This window comes from Leptolyngbya sp. 7M, from assembly GCF_018128485.1.
In genome coordinates this window covers 4830399-4857116 of the sequence record NZ_CP070897.1, presented here as the reverse complement: position 1 = coordinate 4857116, position 26718 = coordinate 4830399, and the positions used below count along the sequence as shown (strand labels likewise).

31 protein-coding genes and 4 pseudogenes are annotated in these 26718 nt (G+C 49.7%); 18 read left to right on the top strand and 17 right to left on the bottom strand.

The genetic code is table 11. From position 1 onward, the window contains the following. The first annotated feature begins 105 nt into the window (after positions 1-105). Positions 106-1080, top strand: a complete 975-nt coding sequence (locus tag JVX88_RS25085) for an AEC family transporter (RefSeq protein WP_211621297.1) — start codon at positions 106-108, stop codon at positions 1078-1080. Positions 1081-1594: 514 nt separating this feature from the next. On the opposite strand, the pseudogene JVX88_RS25080 reads toward JVX88_RS25085, so the two are convergent. Together JVX88_RS25080 and JVX88_RS25075 are read right to left on the bottom strand one after the other, a co-directional pair. Beyond that, a pseudogene (locus JVX88_RS25080) lies at positions 1595-3001 on the bottom strand (SulP family inorganic anion transporter); the annotation flags it as partial. Between the two features lie 360 nt (positions 3002-3361). Further along, positions 3362-3991 carry a cytochrome c oxidase subunit II gene (locus tag JVX88_RS25075; RefSeq protein WP_211621294.1) on the bottom strand — a complete coding sequence of 210 codons (630 nt, stop codon included), beginning with the start codon at positions 3989-3991 and terminating at the stop codon, positions 3362-3364. Between the two features lie 887 nt (positions 3992-4878). Here JVX88_RS25075 and JVX88_RS25070 point away from each other — a divergent pair. Continuing rightward, positions 4879-5265 carry a COX15/CtaA family protein gene (locus tag JVX88_RS25070; protein WP_317134439.1) on the top strand — a complete coding sequence of 129 codons (387 nt, stop codon included), beginning with the start codon at positions 4879-4881 and terminating at the stop codon, positions 5263-5265. Here JVX88_RS25070 and JVX88_RS25065 read toward each other — a convergent pair. Together JVX88_RS25065 and JVX88_RS25060 are read right to left on the bottom strand one after the other, a co-directional pair. Beyond that, positions 5251-5736 carry a prepilin peptidase gene (locus JVX88_RS25065; protein WP_211621292.1) on the bottom strand — a complete coding sequence of 162 codons (486 nt, stop codon included), beginning with the start codon at positions 5734-5736 and terminating at the stop codon, positions 5251-5253. The genes JVX88_RS25070 and JVX88_RS25065 overlap by 15 nt on opposite strands. Before the next feature lie 145 nt (positions 5737-5881). Next, on the bottom strand, positions 5882-7618 hold the full coding sequence (locus JVX88_RS25060; protein WP_211621290.1) for a metallopeptidase TldD-related protein: 1737 nt from the start codon (positions 7616-7618) through the stop codon (positions 5882-5884). Positions 7619-7840: 222 nt separating this feature from the next. Between JVX88_RS25060 and JVX88_RS25055 the strand changes: the two genes are divergently transcribed. Beyond that, on the top strand, positions 7841-8341 hold the full coding sequence (locus JVX88_RS25055) for a pentapeptide repeat-containing protein (protein ID WP_263975241.1): 501 nt from the start codon (positions 7841-7843) through the stop codon (positions 8339-8341). A gap of 77 nt (positions 8342-8418) precedes the next feature. Here the strand turns inward: JVX88_RS25055 and JVX88_RS25050 are convergent, their stop codons facing one another. Then, positions 8419-8823 carry a TIGR02588 family protein gene (locus JVX88_RS25050; RefSeq protein WP_211621288.1) on the bottom strand — a complete coding sequence of 135 codons (405 nt, stop codon included), beginning with the start codon at positions 8821-8823 and terminating at the stop codon, positions 8419-8421. A gap of 32 nt (positions 8824-8855) precedes the next feature. After that, positions 8856-9062 carry a DUF2391 family protein gene (locus JVX88_RS44390; protein WP_410503800.1) on the bottom strand — a complete coding sequence of 69 codons (207 nt, stop codon included), beginning with the start codon at positions 9060-9062 and terminating at the stop codon, positions 8856-8858. Between JVX88_RS44390 and JVX88_RS25040 the strand changes: the two genes are divergently transcribed. Continuing rightward, positions 8976-9293 carry a hypothetical protein gene (locus JVX88_RS25040; protein WP_211629103.1) on the top strand — a complete coding sequence of 106 codons (318 nt, stop codon included), beginning with the start codon at positions 8976-8978 and terminating at the stop codon, positions 9291-9293. The genes JVX88_RS44390 and JVX88_RS25040 overlap by 87 nt on opposite strands. Positions 9294-9329: 36 nt before the next feature. Here the strand turns inward: JVX88_RS25040 and JVX88_RS25035 are convergent, their stop codons facing one another. Further along, positions 9330-9863: a peptidoglycan DD-metalloendopeptidase family protein gene (locus JVX88_RS25035; RefSeq protein ID WP_211621285.1), complete on the bottom strand. Its 534-nt coding sequence runs from the start codon at positions 9861-9863 to the stop codon at positions 9330-9332. 522 nt (positions 9864-10385) lie between these two features. Here JVX88_RS25035 and JVX88_RS39055 point away from each other — a divergent pair. After that, positions 10386-10838 carry a bifunctional nuclease family protein gene (locus tag JVX88_RS39055; RefSeq protein WP_225931169.1) on the top strand — a complete coding sequence of 151 codons (453 nt, stop codon included), beginning with the start codon at positions 10386-10388 and terminating at the stop codon, positions 10836-10838. On the opposite strand, the pseudogene JVX88_RS25030 reads toward JVX88_RS39055, so the two are convergent. Together JVX88_RS25030 and JVX88_RS25025 are read right to left on the bottom strand one after the other, a co-directional pair. Next, positions 10735-11139 (bottom strand): annotated as a pseudogene (locus tag JVX88_RS25030) (alpha/beta fold hydrolase); the annotation flags it as partial. The gene JVX88_RS39055 and the pseudogene JVX88_RS25030 overlap by 104 nt on opposite strands. Before the next feature lie 91 nt (positions 11140-11230). Beyond that, complete coding sequence (locus JVX88_RS25025) at positions 11231-11728, bottom strand: acyl-CoA thioesterase (RefSeq protein ID WP_211621281.1); 498 nt, start codon at positions 11726-11728, stop codon at positions 11231-11233. Positions 11729-11889: 161 nt separating this feature from the next. Between JVX88_RS25025 and JVX88_RS25020 the strand changes: the two genes are divergently transcribed. Then, the gene (locus JVX88_RS25020; RefSeq protein WP_211621279.1) at positions 11890-12324 is read left to right on the top strand and encodes an NUDIX domain-containing protein; all 435 of its coding nucleotides are present in this window, start codon (positions 11890-11892) and stop codon (positions 12322-12324) included. 221 nt (positions 12325-12545) lie between these two features. Here JVX88_RS25020 and JVX88_RS25015 read toward each other — a convergent pair whose 3' ends face one another. Next, entirely contained in the window at positions 12546-12827 is a 282-nt protein-coding gene (locus JVX88_RS25015) for a DUF2237 family protein (protein ID WP_211621278.1), read from the bottom strand. A gap of 452 nt (positions 12828-13279) precedes the next feature. Here JVX88_RS25015 and JVX88_RS25010 point away from each other — a divergent pair, with 452 nt between their 5' ends. Together JVX88_RS25010 and JVX88_RS25005 are read left to right on the top strand one after the other, a co-directional pair. Continuing rightward, positions 13280-13579 carry a hypothetical protein gene (locus tag JVX88_RS25010; protein WP_211621276.1) on the top strand — a complete coding sequence of 100 codons (300 nt, stop codon included), beginning with the start codon at positions 13280-13282 and terminating at the stop codon, positions 13577-13579. 165 nt (positions 13580-13744) lie between these two features. After that, positions 13745-13963, top strand: a pseudogene (locus tag JVX88_RS25005) (GNAT family N-acetyltransferase); the annotation flags it as partial. A 454-nt stretch (positions 13964-14417) separates the two neighbouring features. Here JVX88_RS25005 and JVX88_RS25000 read toward each other — a convergent pair. Then, positions 14418-14633, bottom strand: a complete 216-nt coding sequence (locus tag JVX88_RS25000; protein ID WP_211629102.1) for a hypothetical protein — start codon at positions 14631-14633, stop codon at positions 14418-14420. Positions 14634-14741: 108 nt separating this feature from the next. On the opposite strand from JVX88_RS25000, the gene JVX88_RS24995 reads away from it, so the two are divergent. Both JVX88_RS24995 and JVX88_RS24990 read left to right on the top strand, forming a co-directional pair. After that, positions 14742-15572, top strand: a complete 831-nt coding sequence (locus JVX88_RS24995; RefSeq protein ID WP_211621272.1) for a DUF1350 family protein — start codon at positions 14742-14744, stop codon at positions 15570-15572. 54 nt (positions 15573-15626) lie between these two features. Beyond that, on the top strand, positions 15627-15965 hold the full coding sequence (locus JVX88_RS24990; protein ID WP_315875301.1) for a Uma2 family endonuclease: 339 nt from the start codon (positions 15627-15629) through the stop codon (positions 15963-15965). Between the two features lie 198 nt (positions 15966-16163). Here JVX88_RS24990 and JVX88_RS24985 read toward each other — a convergent pair whose 3' ends face one another. Continuing rightward, entirely contained in the window at positions 16164-16586 is a 423-nt protein-coding gene (locus JVX88_RS24985) for a glutamine synthetase beta-grasp domain-containing protein (RefSeq protein ID WP_317134438.1), read from the bottom strand. 771 nt (positions 16587-17357) lie between these two features. Between JVX88_RS24985 and apcB the strand changes: the two genes are divergently transcribed. Next, on the top strand, positions 17358-17867 hold the full coding sequence (gene apcB, locus JVX88_RS24980; protein ID WP_036000170.1) for an allophycocyanin subunit beta: 510 nt from the start codon (positions 17358-17360) through the stop codon (positions 17865-17867). A gap of 89 nt (positions 17868-17956) precedes the next feature. Here apcB and JVX88_RS44385 read toward each other — a convergent pair whose 3' ends face one another. After that, on the bottom strand, positions 17957-18103 hold the full coding sequence (locus JVX88_RS44385) for a hypothetical protein (protein WP_315875358.1): 147 nt from the start codon (positions 18101-18103) through the stop codon (positions 17957-17959). Between the two features lie 154 nt (positions 18104-18257). Between JVX88_RS44385 and JVX88_RS44380 the strand changes: the two genes are divergently transcribed. From JVX88_RS44380 to JVX88_RS24950, 5 genes and pseudogenes are all read left to right on the top strand, one after another. Continuing rightward, on the top strand, positions 18258-18383 hold the full coding sequence (locus JVX88_RS44380; RefSeq protein ID WP_410503799.1) for a hypothetical protein: 126 nt from the start codon (positions 18258-18260) through the stop codon (positions 18381-18383). A 36-nt stretch (positions 18384-18419) separates the two neighbouring features. Then, a pseudogene (locus JVX88_RS24965) lies at positions 18420-18653 on the top strand (IS3 family transposase); the annotation flags it as partial. 124 nt (positions 18654-18777) lie between these two features. Beyond that, the gene (locus JVX88_RS24960; protein WP_211621262.1) at positions 18778-19332 is read left to right on the top strand and encodes a helix-turn-helix domain-containing protein; all 555 of its coding nucleotides are present in this window, start codon (positions 18778-18780) and stop codon (positions 19330-19332) included. Between the two features lie 36 nt (positions 19333-19368). Beyond that, positions 19369-19980 carry an MFS transporter gene (locus JVX88_RS24955; RefSeq protein ID WP_211621260.1) on the top strand — a complete coding sequence of 204 codons (612 nt, stop codon included), beginning with the start codon at positions 19369-19371 and terminating at the stop codon, positions 19978-19980. Continuing rightward, positions 19977-20399, top strand: a complete 423-nt coding sequence (locus tag JVX88_RS24950; RefSeq protein ID WP_225931167.1) for a glutamine synthetase — start codon at positions 19977-19979, stop codon at positions 20397-20399. The genes JVX88_RS24955 and JVX88_RS24950 overlap by 4 nt, the downstream gene beginning before the upstream one ends. Positions 20400-20421: 22 nt before the next feature. Here the strand turns inward: JVX88_RS24950 and JVX88_RS24945 are convergent, their stop codons facing one another. The 3 genes from JVX88_RS24945 to JVX88_RS24935 form a co-directional block, all read right to left on the bottom strand. Further along, positions 20422-21000, bottom strand: a complete 579-nt coding sequence (locus tag JVX88_RS24945) for a DNA-3-methyladenine glycosylase I (protein WP_211621257.1) — start codon at positions 20998-21000, stop codon at positions 20422-20424. 371 nt (positions 21001-21371) lie between these two features. After that, positions 21372-21836, bottom strand: coding sequence for a TenA family transcriptional regulator (locus tag JVX88_RS24940; RefSeq protein ID WP_225931716.1), 465 nt, complete (start codon positions 21834-21836; stop codon positions 21372-21374). A gap of 73 nt (positions 21837-21909) precedes the next feature. Beyond that, positions 21910-22743 (bottom strand): tetratricopeptide repeat protein, encoded by an 834-nt coding sequence (locus JVX88_RS24935; RefSeq protein WP_211621255.1) that lies wholly within the window; start codon positions 22741-22743, stop codon positions 21910-21912. 585 nt (positions 22744-23328) lie between these two features. Between JVX88_RS24935 and JVX88_RS24930 the strand changes: the two genes are divergently transcribed. Further along, the gene (locus JVX88_RS24930; RefSeq protein WP_317134437.1) at positions 23329-23658 is read left to right on the top strand and encodes a hypothetical protein; all 330 of its coding nucleotides are present in this window, start codon (positions 23329-23331) and stop codon (positions 23656-23658) included. On the opposite strand, the gene JVX88_RS24925 is transcribed toward JVX88_RS24930, so the two are convergent. Further along, entirely contained in the window at positions 23586-25511 is a 1926-nt protein-coding gene (locus tag JVX88_RS24925; RefSeq protein ID WP_211621253.1) for a UPF0182 family protein, read from the bottom strand. The genes JVX88_RS24930 and JVX88_RS24925 overlap by 73 nt on opposite strands. A 113-nt stretch (positions 25512-25624) precedes the next feature. Here JVX88_RS24925 and JVX88_RS24920 point away from each other — a divergent pair, with 113 nt between their 5' ends. Continuing rightward, positions 25625-26698 carry a glycosyltransferase family 4 protein gene (locus tag JVX88_RS24920; protein ID WP_225931166.1) on the top strand — a complete coding sequence of 358 codons (1074 nt, stop codon included), beginning with the start codon at positions 25625-25627 and terminating at the stop codon, positions 26696-26698. The last annotated feature ends 20 nt before the right edge of the window (positions 26699-26718 follow it).

The window sequence follows — 26718 nt, the reverse complement described above, 5'->3', positions numbered from 1 at the left end:
ACTTCTTTCTATACTGCATCAAGCAGTGGTTGGCCTGATTAATGAGCCGTTAGATAGGCCGTTAGACAGCGAAATAGTAGCACCCTATCCCGTTTCTGTAAAAACATGACTGGACTCGAAAATCTGTGGAAACTGTACCTACCGCTGGTGGGATGGGTAGTTTTTGGGTTGATTTTGGGCTACAGACTGCCAGAATCGATTCCACTGGTCCTAGGCAAGTTCTTGTTTTGGATTGGGGTGCCTCTTAGCATCCTGGCCTTTTTGCAACAAGCAGATCTTTCTGCCTCAGTTTGGATTGCACCGATGGCAGCCTGGGCCGCCATGCTGTTAGGAGCAAGCTTGGCCTGGCTATGGGTCCAACTCCACCTGCGTCTACCGTTTTTCCGCTCTCCATCAGATCGCCATCCCCTCACTCAGCGGCACTACCCGCTACAGTACCCTCCCTCTCAGGGCAGCTTTTTACTGGCCGCAATGGTTGGGAACACAGGCTACTTGGGCTATCCGGTTGCGTTGGCCCTGGTTGGCCCCCAATACTTCGGCTGGGCCGTGTTTTATGACACTCTAGGAAGCACCTTAGGAGCCTATGGGCTCGGTGTCCTTTTAGCAGCCCATTATGGCAAGACTGCAACGAACCAAGCTCAATTTCTGCTGGCGCTAATCCGCAATCCGGCCCTATGGAGCTTCTGGATCGGCCTCGGATTGAATCAATTGACCCTTCCTGTAGCGGTAGAACGAGGGATGCAAGGCATTGGCTGGACGATGGTTGCCCTGTCGCTGTTGCTGTTGGGAATGCGGCTCAGTCAAATTCGCTCTTGGGGAAGTGTGCAGCAGGCAAGCATCAGCCTGGGCATTAAAATGCTGCTGGTTCCCCTAGGGCTAGGTTTAAGCCTGCCTCAATTTGGCGTTCGTGGACTAGCTCAATTGGTGATTGTGCTGCAAATGGCAATGCCGCCTGCTTTCGCTACGCTGATCATCGCTGAAGCTTATGATCTTGACCGCGAACTAACAGTGACAACCCTCGCCCTGGGTTCACTGCTCTTGCTACTGCTACTGCCGTTCTGGCTAACGCTGTTTTCCTAGTCGAGTTTCCTAGAAAACTGATTCAATCTCAGAAGGCGACACGCGCCTAACCCACCCAGTTGACATCACCGTCAGAAGAACCAACCGAAGGCAACGGTTTTGAAATCGGAGCCTCCCGTCGCACAAAGGTCTTGGGTGCTGTTGGCCTATCACCCACAGAAGCAACCTTGATGCCCGGCTTTGGAGTTCCCTGAGGTTTGGAATTAGAAGCAACACCAGTTTGAGCAGTTTGAGCAGTTTGACCATTGGCTCTGTGGCTTGCCAGATGCTCTCGCTGTTTCTCTTGCCGCTTCTGGGCTTGCCGCTCCGGCTCCACTACCTTTGTCATAATCCACTCAACAGTCTGCTCCTTCAGCCACCCCCGCGCAACAATAATTTCGCCAAAGCGCATTCCAGTGGCCTGCTGGTCATTGAGGGCTACATTAATCTGGTCTGCGGTCAACAAACCCGCATCAACTAAATAGCTGCCAATTTTCTTCGCTGAAGTTAGGGTCGAGATGCTCGGAACGTGAGCCATCAAGCCATAGCTTTGTGAGTCCAAACCAATCAGCGTCACCCGTTTATTCAACCGCTGATATTTTTCTACCACTTTAGCCGTAGCTTGAGCCGCTGCGTAGTCCCAAACATGAGTATGGCTAAAGTCGATCGCAATCATATCGGGATCGCTTTGATAGTCAAAACTAGTGCTCAACTGGGCTGCCGAACCAAAAAACAACTGTCCAGCAATATGGTAGACTTTAGCCCCTTCACGGTCAATCGACGCCATTAAAGAAATCTTTGCCGCTCGCCAGCCAAACATCAATACGCTCAACACGACGCCGACCGACACCCCATACGCTAAGTTATGCGTCCAGATTGTCACTGTCACAGTAATCGGCATGATCACCGCCTCATTCAAAGGAGCTTTCCGCAACTCCTTCAACGATTGCCAATCGAACGTTTCAAACGCCACCATGATCATCACCCCCACCAAGGCCGCCATCGGAATCTGCTGTACTACATCCCGCAAAATATAGATCGAAAACAGCAGAAACACCCCCGCCACACAGGTCGATAACCGGCGTCTTGCTCCAGAGCGCACGTTAATAATCGACTGCCCAACCATCCCACACCCAGCCATGCCGCCCAGAAAACCTGTAACGATATTGGCAATTCCCTGACCGCGCACCTCGCGATTCTTTGAGCTAGGCGAATCCGTCATCTCATCGATCAACGCTGCCGTCAGCAGCGACTCCAGCAAACCCACAATTGCTAACGTTACGGCATAGGGCAGAATAATCATCAAAGTTTCAACCGAAAAACTCACCTGGGGCAGGTGCAGCATCGGTAAATTGCGCGTAATTTCGCCAATATCACCCACCCGTCGCATCTCCAGCTTGGCTGCCATCGCCACCGCCGTCATCGCCACAATCGCCACCAGTGGTGCAGGAATCGCTTTCGTCAGACGCGGAAACAAATAGACAATCACCAGCGTAGCCGCCACCATCCCATAGGCCGGCCAAGATTCGCCCGGAAGTTGCTGGAGCTGCGCCACAAAAATCAAAATCCCCAACGCATTCACAAAACCAGCAATCACTGCTGGCGGAATAAAGCTAAAAAACCGATCCAACCGGCCAACCCCGATTAGCAACTGCAAAATCCCCGTCAAAATCGTGGCCGCAAACAGGTACTCCACCCCATGCTGCTGTACCAAGTTCACCATCAGCAATGCCATCGAGCCAGTTGCCGCCGAGATCATGGCAATCCGCCCTCCCGTAAAGGCAATTACCACTGCCATCGAGAAAGACGTGTAGAGCGCCACCATCGGACTAACACCCGCAATCGCCGCAAATGCTAAAGACTCGGGAATCAGCGCTAAAGCCACCGTCACCCCCGCCAAAACTTCGGTTCTCACGGTTGTTGGGCTAAATTTGCGAGTGATTTGCGAGTGCAGCAATCGCACCGGTTGCGTCTTCAGTTTCTTTAGCTTCTTCAGTTTTGCGGCGTCAAACTGCATAACCCCCCTTCCAGATGGAAAACACACGCTCAGCGAATACAAATTCTGTTGCTAAAAGCTGACTCCAGATATACATATCTGAATATATGAGTATTCATCTTGAATACTAAAATGTAAAATTAGCAATACCAGTAACACGTAATATTTTCAAATTCAATACACACGTAAAGATGAACAGTAAACAACAAGACAAGATCTGATTGGTATGGCAACACCATGGGAAATATCCCCTCCCAGCCTCATTCAAGGAACTGTCCCGCAGGATGCCACAAGGTTTTCACTCCATCACGAGCTAAGACAGCCTACTACCGCAGAAATCGAGAAATGGACGAATTTTCCCCATTGAATATATTGCAGACCCATCACGTTCACGGTCAGATCGGGGTCTTTGATCTGATCCGGCATACCGCCTACCCCAAGCGCCATGTGATTGTGCATCGGTTTGTGGCTGACTGACTGGCTGGCTGGCGGTAGAAGGGGGGCACCCATTTCAGCATCCGGCAGCATTGCCACTTGGACCGGCGACACTTGGACCGGCGACTGTTCAGCCGCTTCTGGGTCAAAGCCGCCCTCAATGCGGTAAATCTCAAAACTGTACACTCCGATCACCAGCACAATCACGACCGGAATCGCAGTCCACAAAATTTCGAGCGGGATGTTGCCAGCGATTGGAGGGCCATCGGTATCGTCGCCCGGTTTACGCCGAAATTTGAACATGCAAATAATCAGCACGCCTTCTACCAGCAAAAAGATGCCCATGCCGACGGTCATCATGGTGTTGAACAAATCATCGACCAAGACAGCATCGGCGGACGCCTGTACGGGAGCTAAACCATGATTTTGCCCGTACCAAAGGCTGACTAGGGTGAGGGCAATTCCTGCCAGCATCGTCAAAATACTATTTGGAATATTCACGGCTAATACGGCTACTAGTGGATTGACTCTTGATTGACTCAGAAGGTTGACTCAGAAGAACGGAAAACTGGGAAGAGCAGTTGGGAAGAGCAAATTTTTGCAAGTTCACTATCTCCCTTATGGTGAAGGAATAATCCGGCAAGCAAACCCAAACTTCACAAAGATGTAAGAAGTTTTATCCTTACAGCTTGATTCTTAGAATCCGTTTGACAAGCCCCCAAATCCCTATTCTGGGGGACTTCTCCGAACCATCGCTGTTCAAACTCCCCACTGGTGGGAGCTATAGCCCTGCGGGCACCCCGGAAAAGGGGGCGGATTCATGAAGACAAAATCCTTTGCAAACAGCTTCTTACAGGTTGGGGCGAGCTTTGAACCGAACTTCATTCAGGATTGAGTTCTCTCCCTGGGCGAGGGGACGTTAAGGGTAAGGACCGATTTATACCGGTGAAATCTATAAACTCCATAGTCTGGTAGCAGTGGTCTATCACTACGTTAGATCACCCTTTTGAGTTACAGCGTTAGACTAGAACAGTTGGACGGGAAAAGTTAGGCAACTACAAACATCTTTAAGGTTTTCTTTGGGATCGCAAAAAGTTTATGTAGCTATCGCTACAGAGTATAAGCAAAAAGATAGAGATTTTACGTTCATTGAGATCGAGAGTACTCACTTAAACACGAACAATCCAAAGAAATTCCAAAAGCTTTTCGATTTTTGGAAGAGCGTCACTAGAGTAGTGGCAAGAGATCATTTCGGCTGATTAGAACAATCATCTTAGTGACTGAAATCATCTCCTCTGCCTAGGGCAGATTAACTGCTCTGATTCAAACTAATTTGAACAGCGTTTTGCATCATGTGCTACTGATCCGGATGCGATGAGGAGACAGGAATGACGAATTCGAGTGTGCATTCAGACGTAGGTTTGAATTTAGATTTACCAATTAAGCAACAGTTGGATGATCGATCTGATATTGAGTCCAATATCATTATTGAATCCAAAACACCACCCCAAACGCAGGTCCGGCGGCTAATCTGGAAAATTGCCATTGCTACGTTTCTATTGATGGCGATTGGCAGCGCCACGCGAGTGATGAATGCTGGCTTGGCTTGCCCCGACTGGCCGCTCTGCTATGGCACCCTGTTTCCAGGCCAGCAGATGAACCTACAGGTATTCCTGGAGTGGTTCCATCGCCTCGATGCGGCCCTGATTGGCGTCACTACGATTGGCCTTGTCGGCTTGACCTGGTGGCATCGTCGCGTTTTACCAGCTTGGTGAGTGAACCGAATCTCCGAAATAGTCAACGCTGAAAACGAGCGGAAGAACACCGCGCGTGAGCATCGCGAATACAAACAGTGGGTAAGTGATGACATTTGGCAGGATCATATGTTCCGCATCGATGAACATAAGAGCAACGATCGCAGAAACGAATGCCAGGGAGATCGGCAAAAATGGTGTGAAACCAACCTGCCAGAAAACCAGAATCCATAAACACCCGGTCAGAAATTCAACGGCCGGGTATCGAATTGAGATCGGATTCTTACAATTTCGACACTTGCCTCCCAGCAATATCCAGCTGATGATCGGAAGGTTATCGTATGGTTTTATTGAATTGCCGCAACCCGGACAGGCAGAGCCCGGGAAAACTATCGACTCTTCTCTCGGTACACGATGAATGACAACATTCAAAAAACTGCCTATCGCCGAACCGAAGATAAACGCGAACACGAATCCGACAGCTTCCGGCATACCTGTCACGGATTCAAAGCCTGAGATCGAGTTTTGCAGCATATGCAAGCGAAAGGAATAAATTTAGTGCAAAAGAAAAGAAGGATGCTTATACATCCTTCGTGATAGTAGTTTGTTTCGGACCAAATTAAAAGCTGGCGGAAGGTCACACTGCCTCGGATCGTGAAGTGAAGTTGAAAACTTTGATCTTCAAAGCCGGAAGTAATGAAGCCCCTGCTCCACCTCCTTCCGAACTGCCGACACGCTCCGGAGTGCCGATCATCTCAACATTTTCCGGTCCGAGCATTTGTGTCATTGACTGATTAAAACGCAGATTGCCGATAGGATATGCGATCTTTCCTTTTTCGATTAGCCAAACTCCGTCGCGCGTCAAACCGGTTGAACTTGCCGTCCGCGGATCGGTCGAACGTATGTACCAGAATCGTGAGACCAGGATACCGCGCTCCGTCGAGCGGATCATTTCTTCCAGGGTTGCGGGTCGGCTGGAAGATTCAAGAATCGTGTTAACTGGACCTGGCGTTGGCTGACGTTCTTTCTGTTTTGCCCAAAAGCGGTTATATATCAGATTCTCAACAACACCATTTCTGACCAGATACATTTTTTGCGCAGGTATGCCGCCTTGGGCGGATTGTGAACCGGGAAGTTCCGGATGCCACGGGTCGCTGTAAATGTTGATTTTTTCGTCAAACATTTTCTCGCCGAGTCGGGTTTTACCGCCCGGAGCCGATAGAACGCTTCTACCTTCTTCTGCGCTCCTTGCATTGAACATAAATCCCAAATTTCCGACAAGATCTGCGACGGCCTGCGGCTCCAGCACCACGGTGTATTGGCCAGGTTCGACAGTTCGAGCGTTTACGCCTTCGCGTGCTTTTCGTATTGCTTCCGATGCGATCCGTTTTGTGTCGAGCCTTGCAATGTCGTAATGACTGCGAAGAAAATACCCCGAACTTGTGCCATCTGGCGTACGTGCGGTCATCGAAAGGCTTACATTCGTCGAACGTTCAAACTCGAAATTGCCATTCTTTGTCGCTGAGGCTCCCGCCTGGGCTCGCGCCGAGTGGAATCCGGCACCGATGACCCTATTCTTCTCGCATTCCGAGATTATGTCAGCGATGGCCTTTGCTCTTGTCTCTAGAGCCAGATCAGCGGTTGCCGCTACATATCCGGGCGTCGGTTTGTACTCCTGCCTGCCCAGTGTCGGCATATATTCACGATCCACGGGTGAAAGGCGAGCGATCTTCTCGGCTTGTTCTACCATTTCTTTCAGGCTCGCATCATCAAGATCATTCGTGGAAGAAGAACCTCTTCGCCCTCCGATCCAAACCGTAACATTCGCCGAGCGGCCAATCCGCTTGCCGCTGGGCAGCAGCCTGGTCAAGTATTTTGCTTCCACGGATGTAGCCGGTTCCAGTAGCCGAATCACCCACGAGAGTTTGCGTCTACCCTGGGTTTTGGCGAGCTGCTCTAAGCCAATTGCCACATCTTCTAAGGTCAAGATTGGCTCACTCTGCCGCACCAGCACTAATGCCGCCACTTCGGCCAAATCTCCTAGCCGCTTCAGATGGGCATTCAGCTTGGCTGGCTCGATGCCAGACAACCCCGAAAGGGCCGTCACCAACGTCAGTTCACCAATTGGCGCAAGCCGCCGCTCCCGCTGGGGAAACCCCTGTCCGGCGAAATAATGAACGGCATAATACAACGGATCGTCTTGCAGTTGAGCAAAGTACTGACTCAACAGAGCAATTTTAGCGAGGCGACTGGTGGCAGCCTCGATCCACTCTGCAACAGCGGCAAATTCAATCAATGCTCCCTGACCGACCGTATCTGTGTCTCTATCCACCATGGCTGATTCTGCTCGCCGTTGATTGTGATTGGGAGGCATCGCTAGGTTCAACAGCGAAACCTACAGCCAAACCTTACGAGTGTAAACCTTTCAACGATAAATTTATCTCTATGTCTAAGTACCAAAGAACCTCAACTCGCTTAGGTCTGCCACATAGTCCAAGCTATAAAAGTTTGCCCGCGGATCACGTTTGCAGACTCTAATCCGCTTAAAATTAAAAAGTGTAAAGTTTGTTCAGTTCACAGCCCAAGATTTTGTCAGATGATGCGCTTACTTCGGCATTGCTGCGGTTTTTTCCTGGCTTTGTTTCTCTTCTTTGCCATCGCTCAACCGGTTGAGGCGGCGAGTTCGGCAGCGATTCGGGCCTACGATGATGTCAGTGCAGATATAAAGGACTATTCCGGTCAAGATCTAGTCCGAGCGGAGTTCAGCAACGCCAGATTAACGAAGGCCAACTTCAGTGGCGCCGATCTGCGGGGAGCGGTATTCAACGGCTCCCTCTTGTCTGGAGCCAATTTGCACGGTGTTGATTTTAGCGACGGGATTGCCTACCTCAGCGATCTATCAGAGACAGACCTGACGGATGCAATCCTCAACTCGGCCATGCTGTTGAAGTCCAACTTCCGCAACGCGAACGTCACCGGAGCTGACTTCAGCGATGCCATGCTAGACCGGGAGCAAATTATCCAGCTTTGCCGCTCTGCCAGCGGTGTCAATCCAGTTACCGGCGTCGATACTCGCGAATCCCTAGGGTGTCGCTGATTCTCTCATCTCGGCTTGCCAATTAATGCGCATGTCAATTTGATGGGCATAAAGCAGGCCAATCAGGTCAACCGAAATCAAGGCAGCTTATAGCTGGCAACACGCAGGGTCAGTTCACCTTGACGAGGATCGCGACTGAAAATAAAGGCTCCCTCTTCCTGTTCACCGCTCGACAGGAAGTCGATTTGCTGTTCGCCGCTCTCGATCAGCTCGTCGCCGCGTCGCAGTTCACCGATCACCTGTACCGATTCTGCTGTAGTGCCACCCGTGTTTTTTATCGTAAAGGGCACATAAAACTCGCCGCCAGCTACCCGCACCTCCGACTCTTGCAGTACGGATAGGATGGGAGGCTCATTGCTTTCCGTTACCCAGATCAGCACAATAAAGCCCACCAGGACCGCCACGATCAGCGAGGCGATGGTAAAGGTAATCCACTCTACGGGAATGGTGAACCGCTGCCGTGTTCTGTATGCTTTTCTCATACCGCTCCTCATACCGTTCCTCATATCGCTCCTCATATCGCTAACCGTCCTGCTGCTCCGCCGATGGTGGCGGGAAGCCCCAGGATTAACGTCTGCTGTAGCCAAGACGTCCTGCACCTCAGGCCATTGCCAAATGGGGCATCAAAGCGCTGGTGGGCGAGAGTTTTGCCGAAATCTTTTTTGGCAACTGTGTAGCAATGGGAATTCCCTGCGTCACGGCGGCTCCAGCCGATGTTCAAACCCTCCAGGACTGGATCGCGGCCAATCCCCAAACTCCGATTACTCTCGATCTCCAGACAATGCAGGTGCAATTCGGCGATCAGTCTATTCCCGTGCAGATGGGAGAAGGAGCGCGCAATATGTTTCTCAGCGGCACTTGGGATGCCTGTGGTCAACTCGTAGCCCAAGTCGAACAAATTCGGGCAACGGCCAGCAAACTGCCTTATGTGGGCTGGGGGCAGGCAAGTTAGGTTGTACCTGTCCGTAGGAGATCAATCCGTAGGAGATCAATAAGAGACTCGATCGTTTCGGACCAGGAAGCGTCCATTAAAGCGGATTGGCAGCGGATTGCCGGACATCGGAGCTGTTGCTGATCCGGGTTGCTGGGCGTGGATGTGCAGATGGGGTTCATTGCTCATCCCAGAATTACCAACTTCACCCAACCGATCGCCAACCTTGACCTGTGCACCGCTCTGCCCTATGAGACTGTTGGGACGGAAATGGGCCAACACCACATCTACATGACCAGTGCCACCATGGCCAGGTTGTAGATTGTCACAGCGCAGAATCAGGTGATTTCCAGCGAGATTGGCGCGGTCAACTTCAGGAACCGGCATATCTGGCAGTCCATCAATTACGGTCACAAGTTTGCCTGAGCAAGGTGCTATGACTGGTTCACCGTAGATATTGTAGGCATCTGGATCGCGGGGTACGATCCCCTGTGCTCGCAGGCCAAAGCGATCAATTTTGACAATATCCAGCCCGTAACTGTTACCCCGATAAGCGTGGAAGCGAGGAACGGTTGGATTGAGTAGCTTCAAGTGGGCATTGATCCGAATGTCGCTGCCGCCGTTGACGATCAGATAGTTGCCGTTGCGTAGGGGAAACGAACTCCCTCATTTACGTTGCCTTATGAACCAGTAGCCCGATACGGCGTTCAGGATGGATCGTTCAGCATTGATCATATCGAAGCTTCGCTAAACGGGAGTTGCCCTACTGTTTTTACACCAGGAGGTTGGAGAACAGTACGGCCAAGTTTTGCGAATGCAGTTTTGAAGCTAAGGGCAGATTCAGGGCATACTGGAGATCAGCCGAATCACGACTGGTTACCTCGACTGAAATCGGAGCCTATAGGTCTGCATTATACTTTCATGGTCAGTAAAAAACCTTTACTTTTTTCTGACCTCCTTAATAAATAGATGTTGAAAATATAAGGTGCGTTTAGTTGGCTCCAAGGCCACAAATGTTACCCTATATCGGTAAATCCCAATCTGTCGATATTGTCATTGTCGAGCAGCCGGTTCGACTGAACTACCCCCTTTCACGGATTCTAGGGCTAAACCATGATTGAAATGAGAGTCGCTGGAATTGCCTTGGATGCGGTGTCCCGCCATCCGATTGTGCTCCTGAGAGATGCCTCCGAGCGTCGTCAGCTGCCGATTTACATCGGTCAAGATCAAGCCAGAGCAATTATCAGCGCATTAGAAAACCAAACTCCTCCCCGTCCCCTCACCCACGACCTGATGGTGAATCTGATGGAAGAGTGGGATATGGTGCTAGAGCGCGTTGTGATTCACTCCCTACAAGACAACACCTTCTATGCGATTTTGATGATTCGCCAGGGCGAAGTGAGAAAGGAAATCGATTCCCGTCCCAGCGATGCGATTGCGATTGCCCTGCGCACCAGAAGCCCAATTTGGGTGATGGAAGAAGTGGTAGCCGATGCCTCGGGAAAAAGAAAATATAGGAACTGCGGAGCAACTGTTGCGGTGTGCGTAAGCCAGCGGAAAATTTAGCCGGATGGGGCAAGTTCAGCACGATCAGTCGTTCCACTAGTTGAGGATGGGCGTAGGCAAAGTTCCAGGCAATCGCCCCGCCCCAGTCGTGCCCGACTAGCACACAACGGTCGTAGCCCAAGCCCTGAATCACTCCGCGCACATCTTGCACCAGTTCACTTAGGCGATAGGCTGACAGATCGGTGGGTTTATCACTTTCGTTGTAACCGGGCAGATCGAGCGCTACCACTTTGTAGTGCTGCGCGAATTCGGGAATTTGGTGCCGCCAAGAGTACCAGAATTCTGGAAACCCATGCAGCATCAGCATCAGTGGCCCTTCCCCTTGAGTGACATAGTGGAGCCGCAGGCCATTGCTGACAATAAATTCGTGCTGCAATTGGGAAGTGGTCATCTCAATTCACCTCTTGGATCTGCTGCTTGATTTGCTGCGACTTCCGCCCTTGGTTTTGACTGGTTAACAGTCCATATGTTTCCAGAATTTGATCAGGAATTGCTCTGGGTCGCATTGTCTGTATGTCCACCCAAACCCACAGTGCTTCTGCTGTCACAATCAGATCTGATTCCCGTTCAGATTCAGATGACCTGCGAATTTCGTAGCGACGCAAGGCTCGTGATCCGCGCATTTCTTGTAGCCATGTCGTTAATGCCAGCGTATCTCCGGCAAAAGCGGGACGCAGATAATCGATCGTAATTCGCCGCATCACAAAGGTGCCGCCCAGTTTCTCGTACAGAGCCGCTGTGAACCCCAACGATTCAGAATGTTCAATCGCCGCCTGCTCTAAGTAGTGCTGATAGACGGCATTATTGACATGGCCATGCACGTCCATTTCATAGCGCCGCACGCGCAGGTAGGTTGTGAAGGGTTCCATTCCACTTCCATCAGAGTTCATTGCTAGACCAACTCCTCGACTGTGCCATGCTGATCAGTTGAGCCTCATCGTCCATCTGGGGGAGTTCAGTGAGGTACTACGGATCAATGCAAAGGTAAAAGCTGAGTGCAAACAAAACCTTACTCCTCTTATCCTGAAAAGGAAGTGATCTGAGTAAGACTGTGGCGTATCGTAATCCGGTTCCGACTGTTGACATCATCATTGAATTGGTGGATCGTCCCCAGCGACCCATCGTTTTAATTGAGCGCCGAAATCCTCCCCTGGGTTGGGCTTTACCTGGCGGTTTTGTAGACTATGGCGAAGCGGTTGAAACAGCAGCTTGCCGCGAAGCGGAGGAAGAAACCAACTTGCAGGTCGAGCTAATCGAACAATTTCAGGTTTACTCAGACCCCAATCGAGACCCGCGCCAACATACGCTCAGTGTAGTATTTCTGGCAATCGCCAAGGGTGAACCCCAAGCCCAAGACGATGCCAAGGCTCTCGGCGTTTTTGAACTGTGGCAGCTTCCGACCAAGCTCTGCTTCGACCACGACCACATCCTGCGTGATTACTGCTATTACCGGCATTATGGCTTAAGACCACGGCTGCTTAAATAGCAAGTTTTGTTGGTGTTGGCATAGCCTGCTGTTGGTAGTAGCCTGTATGGAGCGCGTAATTTTAAGTTTTGAATGAGCGAATTAATTTTGAATTAATGCCCCGGTAGTAAAATCATGTGGCAGTTCTCCCCAAACTGTGCCTTGCTACGATGCCAAAGCCTATAGAAAAACTCTGAACTTAAGACCTCTTCTCTGACAAAGCTCGCCTAAGCAACTGAGAACTACAGTAATCCTTTGTAGGATCTGAACGGGGTGCAGGGGTGGAATCCCTGCGTGGGGGCAGCGCTGAGGCCGGGAAACCCAAACATCGGGGCTGGTGTACTGAGATCATTTCCTTGGGAGGTGGTAAAGGTCAAAAATGCTTCTGTCATTTGAGCACAAACGACATGTACCCCACGATCATCTGCGCCCGTTTCGCAGTAGCCATTGCGATAAAATCCGGTTATAGGAGAGGTGCAGCAGGACGCTAATTCACCCCCTAAAACATTCATCGGTTTAGCCATTGGATCTCCTCATGGTGTTCTAAATAACAGAACCATATCTAGCGGGTCTAGCGCTTCAGATTCAGTCATTCCAATTAAAGTCATCCCAATTAAATAGTAAATGGAGTGTAGACATCTGGCTCATTGGCGATTCAGCATTCGACATTGGTTAACGCAGACAAAGGATGAATGACGGTACAATCAACCATACTTTTCTGAAGTGGCACCATACTTCACGGCACTCCCTTTGCATACTCCAATTCCATACTTTTTGGCGGGTTTATGATCCCCAGACGCAGAGGGAAGCCGTATTCTCTAACGAAACCGAAGTTCGGATTTGGCTTGAGCAACGCTACTATCACTAGGTTTCGCTGGTTGTAATCGTTATCCACTTGTTCGCTATTACTTTCACGGCCCATTCATTTAGTTCAATACCCACTCTAACTACCCTTTATCTAACAAGGAGAAAACCCATGAAACGCCTAATCTTCGCAGCTCTGTCTACTATCGCTCTGATGAATACCTATAATGCACCTGCCGCAGCATTGAATGAGCGATTTGAAGCTTCCCGCGAACAGGTGATGAACAAAACCGAGCAGCGGTATGATAAGTCGCGGCAAGAAACAATCGACAAGCTGAACGAACGCTTTCAAGAATCACGCGAACAAGTCATGAATAAGCTTAATCCAAGATTTGAAAAAGAGCGGGAAGCAACTTTGAACAAGCTGAATCAGCGGTTTGAGGAGTCGCGTCAGGAAGTTCTGAATAAATAGAACTAAGACCAATGGGGGCCATGCCCCCCTGTGTCTTAAAACCTTAGCCCTCAAATCTTGGGGGCTTTGTCTGCTTGCGCTCAAATTGCAGTCATTTGCAGTTACATCCAAAAAAACTAATCGCTTTTCAATCACAGAGGAACTGATCATGACTTCTCTGCCCCGGAAGGATTTGTGTCTGAATTATTCGTGGATCAGGCTCATCGAGGGCAGGGAATTGGCTCACTGCTGTTGGACACAGTTCAAACCGAAGCCAGACTACGCGGATGCAGTCGGTTAATGCTGGTGAATAGTCGAGAACGGGAGTCCTATCAGCGTCAGTTTTACCAGAAACAGGGGTGGATAGAGCGAGAGAATATTGCTAACTTTATCTATAAACTCTAATTTGCCTATCGAAGCTGAATCTCACACCATTGCTTCAGAACCACTCACTTTCACCCGACAACCCCCTCTACCCCGATGCCCTGCGGCAATTTCGCGCAGATCTACTTCCGCTTTGCACCATCGGCAACCTGCAACTGCTACAGCAGCCAAAACTAGCCTTTTTCTGCTCAAGTGAATGTCCGGATGATGTATGGTCCCAGACTTGCAGCCTTATGGCAGCCCTGCCAGCAGAAATAGCGGTAATCAGTGGCTTTCACTCGCCTGTAGAAAAGCAAGCTCTGTCGCTATTGCTCCAGCGCACTCAAGCGGTGATTTTTTGTCCAGCTCGCAGTCTCGACGGTATGAAACTCACAGCCGAATGGCAAACGGGAGTAGCTGAACATCGCCTATTGCTGCTCTCGATATTTTCAGCCAAACAGTCGCGAGCTACCGCTAAACTGGCCCAAACCCGCAATCAGCTTGTCGCCACCCTAGCCGATGTGATTTCCATCCCGACAATCGCAATCGGTTCCTGCTGGGCAGCTTCGAGGGCATCGAGCTTGGCTTGGAGCTGCTGCAAGGCCAGTAAAGCCCGTTTGGTAGGAGAGAGATCAACAGAATTGGCTGAAGGTTCCATTGCCCGTTGTTCTGTAGGTGAGAGTACTGCTAAAAACTGGTTGCTTCCAACCATACAGGCTAGCTTATTCTCCAGTACGGATTTCTCAGCAACTCTCGGCACCCCCCTGTCCAGCTCAGACGTTCTAAGATTAAAGATATGTAAACTGAGTTGGTTTGGGCTATGGAGTGGCAGGAAATCTACGGCAACTGGGTGTTGGTTCCCCCGCGTCCGATTGCGATTATTCATTTTTTGGGTGGGGCATTTGTGGCAACGGCTCCCCAAGTTACCTATCGAGCTTTACTCGAAGCTCTGGCGGCCCAAGGATACGCGATTGTTGCTACACCGTTTGTGAATACGTTGGATCACACTACAATCGCCCAGCGGGTGATGCGGATGTCCAACTTGGCGCTGGATTATTTGACCACCGAGGTGCTGCGCCAATACTTGCCCATTTACGGCATTGGTCACAGTATGGGCTGCAAGCTGCATTTGCTGATCGGCAGTTTGTTCCCGCAAGAGCGGGCTGGTAATATTCTAATTTCCTTCAATAACTATCCGGCGAAACGCTCGATTCCCTTAGTTGAGCAATTTACTCAGTTTTCTAAATTCACATCTCAATTAGCATCTCAGTTCAACTCACCGTTGCTGCCTCAGTTCGCGGCTGCATTTGATGTGGAGTTCACGCCTTCGCCAGAAGAAACTAACCAGCTAATTCTAGAACAATACCAAGTACCGCGTAACCTGCTGATTAAATTCACCAACGACGACATTGATCAAACCCGTTCTCTGCACGGCGTTTTGCTAGAGCGCTTTCCCAACCTTACTAGCGTTCAAATTCTCAAGGGCAGTCACCTGACGCCACTTGGTCAAGATGTCAATTGGCAGGCTGGCAAGGAATTCACGCCTCTCGACGCCATCGGCCAGTTTTTTAAACAGGAGTTTTACCGCGATTTGAACCAACTGAAGCGAACGGTTCTAACCTGGCTGAATCCGTTAGAGTCGCTGAGATAATTGGGGATGGAAAGTTGGGCAACGGATGGAAATAGTTAGGATACCTATCCAGATGTGATGGTGGTGCAAGGCGAGCTACAACTTCAACCAGGCCGACGAGACACAGGCACGGATCCAACGCTGATTGCGGCAGTGCTATCAGACTCGACGCAAGCCTATAACCGAGGCAAAAAATTCCAAGCCTATCGAACAATCCTGACCTTTCAGGAATATCTGTTGATCGATCAATCGATGCAGCATGTCGAGCACTATCACAGAACCGCACCTCGAACCTGGATACTCACTGAGCATGACAATGAAGCAGCAACGTTCAAACTAGCAACACTGCCTCTGGAGCTGCCCCTGCTTGACCTTTATGACAAGGTGGATTTCGCAGCATTTCAGGAAGAGTAGACAGGACCTACTCTGGGTTCAAGCAAAACCGCTGACAGAGTAACACCGGCGAATCGGTCCGGCCCCGCATTGGGCAATCCTGGGTAGCACATCTGTCACAGTTCGCCTTCACCGGCAGAGCAATTTCCTGGGCCGCGTAGAGGCTAATCCCCTGGCTGATAAACCCCCGCGCCTCTAAGTCCGAAATGCGGTCACAGATTACCAATGCCTGCGAGATGCCAGTTTGCTGACGAGCTGAGTTGAGCTTCGCCAAAGTGGCAGAAAACTGATGCTGCTCTGGCATAATTTCCACCAGCACTTGCTGACTGCGGCTCTTAAAACAGCACCGGTACGCGGTTCCTTAATGCTGCAAATAAAGCTCATGGTCGGCTCTTTCATGAACGGATCGATCCAGGCCGTATCCGGATCGAGTACCATCGACATGTCCGACTCGTTGATGGCCTTCCAACCGCGAATACTGGAGCCATCGAACGCTACACCATCGACAAAGCTGCTTTCATCAATTTGGTTTTCGTAAACCGTCAAGTGCTGCCAAATTCCTGGCAGGTCGATAAACTTGAGGTCAATCAGCTTGATGCCCTTCTCTTTAATCAAGCTCAAGACTTCTTGGGGGGTTGCCATGACTACTCCTTAAACAATCTCTTAGGCTGTCTCTTGATATGCACGCTTACTCGCAGAGAGTATTTACTCAAAGGGAGTAAAATAATTGGGCTGGCGCTTGAATCTGCACTGAAGCCGCTCGTTGAAGTCGCTCGTTGAAGCCGATATGAGCCGATATGAATAGATGCGACTTTACCCCATTGATTTAGCAATGGCTCTCGACTCAGCGATTGCCTTGCTCCAGCAGGAGGAAACATCCTCAACGAACCGAACTTCAATTCACCTGAATCATCCTAGGAACAGGTTTACACAGATTTTGTATTCAAAAATACAAATGAGTCTTTTAACTTGATTAAACTTGCTCAATGGGTTATTGACCTGGTTGTCCAGGTGGTGGTGCCGGATAGTGTAGGATCGGTTGGTCGGTGCTCCAGCGGGTTGTAGATCCGGGTTTTGCAGCTTACAGAACCGATGGCGTTGCTGTAACTGCTACTGAAACCCCAGGCTTACCAAGGCAATTAGATAAGAATCTTTACAGTTCTTGGCTTGCTTCTCAGATTTAGACGCAATTCTGTCAAACGCTGCATGATAAACTAAATGGCGATTGCCAGTCTTCATGTAGCCACATGTAGGACGTTAAAAATAAGGTTGCGGGGGCAGGCATCTTGTCTGCGGTGGGCAAGGCGCTCACACTACAGCATCCCTGGCTGCCTTTCAATTGGCCTATGGTCTACAGGCAATCAAGACATAGTAAACAGACTACTGATAACAAAACTTGGGAGACGAAATCTGATGCGGGATGCGGTGACCAGCCTGATTAAAAACTACGACAGCACCGGTCGATATCTCGATCGCAACGCCCTGGATTCTCTGAAATCTTATTTTGAGAGTGGTACAGCTCGTGTGCAAGCAGCAGCCGTAATCAATGGCAATGCCGCTGCCATCGTCAAGCAGGCTGCGTTACGTCTGTTTGAGGATATTCCTGAACTAATTCGTCCGGGTGGCAATGCCTACACGACTCGGCGCTATGCGGCTTGCTTGCGCGATATGGACTATTACCTGCGCTACGCTAGCTATGCCCTAGTTGCGGGTAACACCGATGTGCTGGATGAGCGCGTACTCTATGGCCTGCGGGAAACCTATAACTCACTGGGTGTACCGATTGGTCCGACCGTTGTTGGTATCCAGATCATGAAAGATATCGTCAGGGAACGAGTTGCTGAGGCCGGAATTGCAACCGATGCCTACCTGGATGAACCCTTTGACTACCTGACACGCGAACTGAGCGAAACCGATGTTTAGACCAGCGAGCTTAATTAGCTAAATCAATTCATAACAATTCATAACAGGGATGCCAAGATAGGCCCCTGTTTTTTGTTGATTAAGGTTTTTTATTGATCAAGTAATTCATCAAGTTGTGCCCGCCGTTTCCATTTATTGACTTCCGCCTGTGCCTGTTGGTATTGCTGTTGAAGTCGCTTTTGGCTAGCAATTATATTGACGATTGCTTGACGTGTGTTCTGCAAGTCTGTTTGCATCTGCTCAATTGCGCTATCCAAGAGTGGTCGGACGAAAGCCGGTAGCCAACGGTATCAGTGCCAGTACTGCCATCGGCGCTATACGCCCCAACCGAAGGAACAAGGCTATCCTGACACGGTACGACAGCAAGCTATTCGGTTGTATGTGGATGGGATGAATCTGCGGCGTATCGCCCGCCATTTGGGGGTGGTGCATCAGACAGTCGCCAACTGGGTTGCGGCGCATATCGTCGCCAGCATCACAAGCAAGCCTTTCCCAACTACCCAGCTCATCTCATAGATTTCACTTACCCTTGATTTTAGCCACTCCCAAGTGAGCATGAGTCGCAGCGGCAACTGCTACGACAATGCTATGATGGAGAGCTTCTTCGCCACGCTCAAAGCTGAGTGGGTTGACCATCGCTATGCCACCCGTGCTGAGGCGCGCAGCGCGATCTTCGACTACATCGAGCGTTGGTACAACCGACGTCGTCGCTATTCGTCACTGGGCTATCTCAGCCCGGCTGTTTTTGAGCAACGCTTCGCCCGTGACAAGTTTACTGTCCACTAGACGCGGGTCAGTCCAGGCATACGCTCTTCAGTCTATCTCGTCTAAGTTCTTAAGACGCATTTTTACAATACGAAACTTCATTTGAGCATTACACTAAAGCTATATCAATGACATTTAACGAGCCATGTGCAAAAAAACTGCTTCCGAATCATCCAAACTCATTCCACTAGCGCCCGTATGGCAGAAATTGGCGCGAACATTAGAAACCACTGTGCGAGTCACCCGCTATAGCGCCAATGCAGGTCAAATCCAGAATTTCCTCGATATGGTTGTGTGTCCGATACAACCGGAGTTCATCCAGCTTCATAGTGCGATCGAGGGTCTGTACACACTAGAGGGTCAAATACCTGTTGAAGCACTCGCCGCGTCCATTGGGCTGTCTAGGCGACAGATGGAACGTCAATTCAAGGAAAACATCGGGCTGTCCCCCAAACGACTGGCACGCCTGATTCGGTTTGAAGCGGTTCGTGATCAACTCTTACGTGAGCCACAATATCGGCTTCACGATTTATCCTTCGAGTTTGGCTACACCGATCAAGCGCACTTCATTCATGATTTCAAAGCCATCGCTGAATATACGCCAGGTGAATTTGCTACACTCACGCTTGAAGGCAAAACGACGGGTGTTCATCAGGTATTTCAACCACACATTCTCTACATGCAGTGTCTTCTATCGTAATTCCCTTCAAACTCAATAAAACATGGAGTTTTTCTGATGCCTGAGACAACAACTTCCCCCGCATCCAGCATCAATGAGCCGGATGCGCGACGTTGGCTAATACTTGCCATTGTCTTGGGCGCAACCATAATGGTCACACTTGATGGCTTTATCGTCAACGTCGCCATTCCCTCGATAGAGCGTGACTTGAACGCCAGTTTTGCCGAAATCCAACTTGTCGTCGCGGGTTACACGCTGGCTTATGCGGTGCTGCTCGTAACGGGCGGGCGGCTGGGTGATCTCTATGGGCGAAAACGTCTTTTTGTAATAGGCGTAGCAGGCTTCACGCTTTTTTCAGCGTTGTGCGGGTTCGCATCCACATCGTTCCTGCTCATCATTTTCCGCATCGCTAAAGGTGCAGCGGCAGCCCTGATGACACCTCAGGTGATCTCGTTTATTCAGGTCAGCTTCGATACAAAAGAACGCCCAAAAGCGTTTGGTGCTTATGCGGCAGCTGCGGGTGTTGCTTCAATCTTAGGACAGGTCTTTGGCGGCTTTTTGATAACACTCAACCTTTTTGATCTCGGATGGCGCACTATCTTCCTTGTAAACGTTCCCATCGGACTCGTAGCATTGATCTCTTCCGTACCCCTCATCCTGCGACCATGACGACATCTGGCAGTACCTGGAGTCCGCGTTATTTGTCCTACGGTGGCAACAACCGCACCCACATGATCCGCATTCCCGACAAAGGTCGGTTTGAATGTCGTTTGGTGGATGGTGCTGCTACGCTCTATCTGGCCCAAGCTGGTTTACTGGCGGCTGGTTTAGAGGGAATCAACAGAAATCTCAGTGCCGGTAATCGCTTCGATGAAAATATGTTTGTCCGCGGTTCTGAGTTTACCGATCTGCAAACATTGCCGAGTAGTTTACTGGAAGCATTGCGTAGTCTAGAAAAAGATGAACTGTTGATGCAAACGTTAGGAGAAGCTGCCGCTAAAACCTATCTGGATTTCAAATATCAGGAGTGGGATGCCCATAATGCTGAGGTGACTTCCTGGGAAGTGAGTCAGTATATTAATGTTTAATGAACATCGAAATCAGAAAGAATCAGAAGCGATTGATTTCTTGATAACGAAAGCAATCCACTAGATGATCATTGACTAAACCACAAGCCTGCATGAAAGCGTAGCAGATGGTTGATCCAACAAATTTAAACCCGCGCTGACGCAAATCTCGACTCATGGCTTTGGATACAGCCGTCTCTGCCGGAACTTCGGCTAGCGTTTTCCATGCGTTGATAATTGGTTTTCCCTCTACGAATGGCCAGATATAGGCGTCAAAACTGCCGAGCTGCTCCTGGATGGTTAAATAAGCGCGGGCATTTTGTACGGCAGCGGCAACCTTGAGACGATTGCGCACAATTCCCGGATTGGCCAACAGTTCAGCAATTTTAGCGTCATCGTAGCGGGCTATTTTCTCTGGATCAAATTGATCAAAGGCTGCTCGATAGGATTCTCGCTTGCGCAAAACTGTGATCCAGCTCAGTCCAGCTTGAGCGCCTTCTAGAATCAAAAATTCAAATAGGCGTCTATCATCATGCACTGGCACGCCCCACTCGCAGTCATGGTAGACAATTTCGAGCGGATCATCATGGACCCAACCGCAGCGGCAGATTTCAGTAGGCATGATTGGCGAAGTAGGATATTTGTACTAGATTGTAGCAGGAGTCAGGAATCAGAAGCCATGTCAAATCTGGTTAATTATCTATCGACTGAGTAGGGCGGTACTGCGGTACTCTTTACTGCGCCCATCGGCAAATTGAGCAAATTCGATAGTCAGAATTGGGGGGCTAGGGGGGTAATTCATACCTCTATTCAGCAACGCCAAAACGTTAGTAGATACGGTTAATGAGCTAAAAGGACATATAATCTACGGATAGCCTAATTCAAAAGGAAGGCTGCAAATATTGCACAGTTAATTGAAAATATGAAGATAAATGCTCAAGTATCAGAAACGAGAATCGAAACGATACCTGAGCATTCTCAAACCTAACCAGTCTAAGCCGCTGCTTTTTCAGCCGCAATGTCTTGACAGTAGGTTTCGTACACTCCATCGAGGAATTGCCACAGGGCAGTCGCTGCCGTTTCGGCCACCTGTTTCACTTCAGCTTGCTGCTCTGGCGTGACGGCATAGGCTTCGATCAGCTTGGCGGTCGATTCGGCGTGGTAGATGTCGGCCACCTGATGCACACTGAAGAACTCATAATCGGCTGGGTTGTCCATGCCATAGAACTGCTTCAAGCCGTCGATTTTGACACTTGCCACTTCGGGAATCTGCGATTCGTAAACATGCAGAGCCGCCAGCCCAGCATAAAAGGGCGAGTGGAGACAGAGCCGCCGGAAGGTGTCAATCAGGTTGGTGGTGGTTGCCAGCTTCTCAGAGGTTTCCAACTCCTCGGCATCGGCTCCCAGCGCCACGGCAAAATTGCGCCAGAGGGTCGGCTCACCGAGGCCGAAATCCAGTCTGTAGCAGCCTATGTGTTAGAGCAGGCGGAACAAGGTTGGAAATAGGAATTCCCTTGGGCCTCATCTGCTTCTAATTGGGATGAAGTGGGCTGAGCAGCTCATCTAACCAGGATTCAACCTGCAAGTATAGCCGTAGCCCAGAATTATCGAAGTTAGGGCTGGGTTGAGCTAGTTTCTCGAGTGCTCGACGGTAGTCGCCAATCGCGCAGTTCCAGTCGCCTCGCAAATGATAGGTGCGGCCCCGCTCAGCATAGATGTGACCTTCAAGCTTGCCAAGACACAGGGCCAAGTCAAAGCTCTCTAGCGCCCGGTCATACATCTCTAACTCCCGGAAGGTAATGCCTTGATTAATCCAAGCCCGCACGTTAGCTGGGTTCAAATCCAAGGCAATATCATAGTCCAGAATCGCTTCCAAAAACTTGCCCTGAGCTGCATAGTAATTAGCCCGGTTATTGTAGGCACTATCGAGGCGCGGATTCAGCTCAATGGCGCGATTGTAATCGGCGATAGCCGCGGCAGGCTGACCGCTCTGAAAGTAAACCAGACCTCGATTACTGTAATGGTTCGCATTTTGAGGGTTGCGGTCGATTAACTCACTGAAGATAGCAATAGCCTCAACGTGATTGCCATGCTGGGCTTCAGCCAGAGCACGCTGCCGTAAAATTGTTTCCTGTTCTGCTGAACTGAGACGCAACACTGATTGTTTTTGCTGATGGATATTGGTTTTGTTTTGCTGAGGCTGCCAGCGTTTTTGAAGATGGCTGGGGGCATCCTGGGCCAGTTGTCTGGTGTGCTGTCTAGCCACTTGTCTAGACTGGGCCGAAACTCTTGCTGCCCGCCCTGCCTGGTCGGCTCGTTTAGATTGATTAGCCTGCCTATTTTGATTGACAAAAGAGCGATTCATGCCATCCTCACCGTTACTCAACAGCCTGACAGTGTAAATTACAATCCCTGATCGATCTTTTCGATCTTTAGTTTCTAAGCTGAATGCTTAGTTCACATCCTTCTATAGGTCACTTAATAAGCTGTCTGCTGGGCAGGCGTAAGGTTGAAAATACTGAACCGTCTATTGAGACTAGAGCACCCACTGGCCGCTGAGAAGCAAGCCAGAGCCAGAGTCTATCCGTTTCTGCCATGCAGGCTACACTTTGGCCCATGCCAGTAGTATCGCGGAGAAATCATGGAAAATTCGTGAAATTTTTCGAAACATTTTCGGTCAGATCCATTAAGGAGGCGTGAATTTTCCCGGTAAGCTTCTCTACAGAGTAGAGCTACAAAAACTAGTTCCTCTTTTTCTCTATGCTTTCTACAGGATTGCCCGACTTTGCTCCGCCCATTTGGCGATTTCATGCCTTAAGGATGAGCAATGATTAGAAATCATGCAGTATGGATGACTAGTTCGATTAAATCCACTAATTTCACAAAACTTTATTCTTAATCCCCTCGTAGCCTATACTACGCAAGGATGACTGTAAGGAGAGGAAATACAATGTCGGAGGCAATGAAGCCCCTGACTGTACCGAAAGAATTTTTGGGTCCACCGGGTGCTTGGAATCCCACCTTGTTGATGTTCTTAGGGGCAGTTGCACTAGCTACGCTTTCTACGGTCGGCTATTGGTGTTGGGGTTTTCCAGGCTGGACCTGCTTTTTGACCAATGTGATTGCCCTACATCTGGTGGGAACCGTGATTCACGATGCTTCTCACAATGTGGCGCACCGAAATCGCATTATTAACGCCGCGTTGGGTCATGGCAGCGCCTTGATGCTGGGGTTTGCCTTTCCAGTCTTTACGCGAGTCCACATGCAGCACCATGAATAGGGTTCAACCAACTGCTGCTCGTTGCCGTAGATCTCGTTCGGTGCCCGCCACTGGTCTTCCCGGTTATAGAACACGATCGGATCGGTCATGTGGTAGATCATCAACTGGTTCGACTGTACCTGATAGAAGTCCTGCGGATAGCGAATGTGGCGTAGCAGGCCGGTGGGCATGGCATCAAGCGGCTGAAATATGCCGGGAAATGTCTGACTCCAGGCTTGAATGATTGGGTCTTGCGGATCGGCAATATAAAAGTTGACCGAGCCATGATAGGCGTCGATCACCACTTTGACCGAATTGCGAATGTAGTTGAAATCGTTCCCCAACGGATCCGAGTAGGGATAGCGGTTGCTGGTGGTATAGGCATCGATAATCCAATAGAGGTGGCTCTCATCCACGATTCCGGGCTGGGGCCGATAGCTGTGTTGCCACTGCTTGCTGCCCGTATCGATCACCACGAGGTAAGGATCGCTATCAAAGCGTAAAAACGGCGCAATCGCTTTCACTCGCTCGCTGATGTTGCGGCGAAACAGCAGTTTCGTTTGAGGCGTGAAGTTATCGGTGAACATCATGCGCCAGTCCCGCAGATGCTTGGCATAGAGGAGTCGCTGTGCCACATTGCCAATGCTGACGCCGCCCCAGCCATCGTAAGTGTTGTAAACGTTGTCACTGCCGCTGGCATAGTCTAGCTCCAGCACCTGCGTCTGGGTCATGACATAGGTGTTGGTGAGTTCACCGTAATAAATGCGGGGTCTACCCACCGGAATACTATTGCGGACACGCGGATCGGAGGCAGCCGATTCAATGCCGCTGATCAGGTAATCGGGCAAGCCGCCTTCGCCCACCGAATTGACCGCACTCAGGGTAAACCCATAGCCGTGGGTGTAGATCAAGTGCTGGTTGATCCAGGTTTGAGCAGCAGTGGGAACGGCATTGTAATCGAGTTCACGGGCGGCAATCAGGACCTGCTGCTGAACGGCACGACCATCATCGGTGGGCAGCTCATAGCGGTCATAATCGGCATCAGGGAATTCGTAGTAGAGTCGGATGCGCTGGAGCTGACGGTTAGTTTCCAGCAACGGGCGCTTATCCCACAGGCGAATGTTGTCTACGGTTAAATTATTTTCTTGCAGGGTGGCTAGGCTGAGACTATTGTCCGGAGCAAAGGTTTGCACGTCCATCTGGTCGAGCATAAAGCTCTGCCGCGTCAAGGCCAGAGTACGGCGAATATAGGGCATCTCCAATTGCAATTCGTTGGGCTGCACCACCATTTGCTGCACCGCTACCGGCAAAACCCCACTCAGCAGCAGCAGCAGCAAGAGATAAAATCCAATCACTAGCACAACCCGACGCAGCGAGGGTGGATAGGAGATCCGTTCTGGTAGGCGGAGATAGCGTCGTTTCAAAGACGGGCTGACTAGATTGTGATGCGGTGGAGCATCTGGACCAGCGTCGTCTAGGGTGTACTTGGCTTGAACTGAGGCTTGGATCGAGCTGTTCTCCTTCCGCCAGTTCGGCCAACGGCGCTTGAGACTAGAATCAACGCTGGAAGGTGCCCCAGCCGCAGAATAGCTACGGCCATCGCCAAGTCGTCCGCCAACAGGATGTCGATGCTGTTCGATAATGCGGTCACCCCAGCCAAATCCTTGAGCCAACAGCCAGAGCGCAATCGGTAGAGCCAGCAAACTCAAGGCTGTGTAAGCCGGTAGGCTAATCGTCACACTGGTGTAGCCCGCACCGTAGGTTGCGCCTTGGGGCGAATAGAGTAGCAGATAGCGATTGATCCAATAGCTGATGCTAACCACCAGCATCAGCCCACCCCCCAAACGGCAGAGATGCCGAAAGTGGTCATACATTTGAAAGTGAAGTATTTAGCTCACTAGTAGAGCTTGCACCTCACAGTAATCATCATTTTGCGCTATGTAGTTTTGATAAAGAAGCACCTTCTCAAATTTCGTTTAACGAACACTTGGAATTTATTTCACTTCATCAGCAACGCACTGTAAAAGAGCGCCTATGGTTGAAATTCCCTAAACAAATAAGGATTTTAGTTGCAAAAATAAAAGATCCTAAAATGAGTAGGATAGAGACGTATGAAGAACGTTTAGTTCGTTCTCTCGTCAACAGAGAAGTAGATGTGCTCTTGTATCTCAGCCAAACTTATGTTCCAATCATGGATATTCCTTATGTAGCAGTAGTTTGGGATTTGGCTCATCGACTGCACCCTTATTTCCCTGAGGTCAGTAACCAGGGAGAATGGGAACGGAGGGAGAGAGGATATGGGATCAGATTAAAGCGTGCTGTATCGCTTATTACTGGGACAAAGGTTGGTCAAACAGAAATTCAGCAATTTTATCAAATACCTGAAGAGCGAATTAAAGTTTTACCATTTCCCACACCTCAATTTGCTCTAGATGCCTCTAATCATTGCACCGATTCTGTACTTAGCAAATACCAATTGCCTAAAAACTACTTATTCTACCCAGCTCAGTTCTGGCCTCATAAAAATCATGTTGGCTTATTACTTGCAGTTAAGTGGTTGCGAGACAGATATGATCTGATATTTCCTGTTGTGTTTACTGGCTCTGATAAAGGTAATCAGACTTACGTTAGACAAATTGTAAATGATCTGAACTTATCTCAACAAGTCCACTTTTTGGGCTTTGTCTCTCAAGACGACTTGGTATCTATTTACCAGAACGCTTTTGCTCTTACATTCCTAACGTTTTTTGGACCGGACAATTTACCTCCTCTGGAAGCCTTTGCCTTAAAATGTCCTGTAATTGCATCTGAAGTACCTGGTGCGCAGGAGCAGTTAGGAGATGCTGCTTTACTAGTAAATCCCAAATCGGTAGAAGAAATTGCTCTGGCAATTAAATCACTTCTAGAGGATGACAATCTCCGTGAAACTTTAATTCAACGCGGCCTAATTAAAGCTGCTCAGTGGTCAACTAAAGATTACGCCGAAGGTATATTTGAAATCTTGGATGATTTTGAAACAATTCGTCGCTGTTGGAGTAGTAGAGATTCTTGGTGTTTCTAACTGCTAGGCAAAAGTATTTC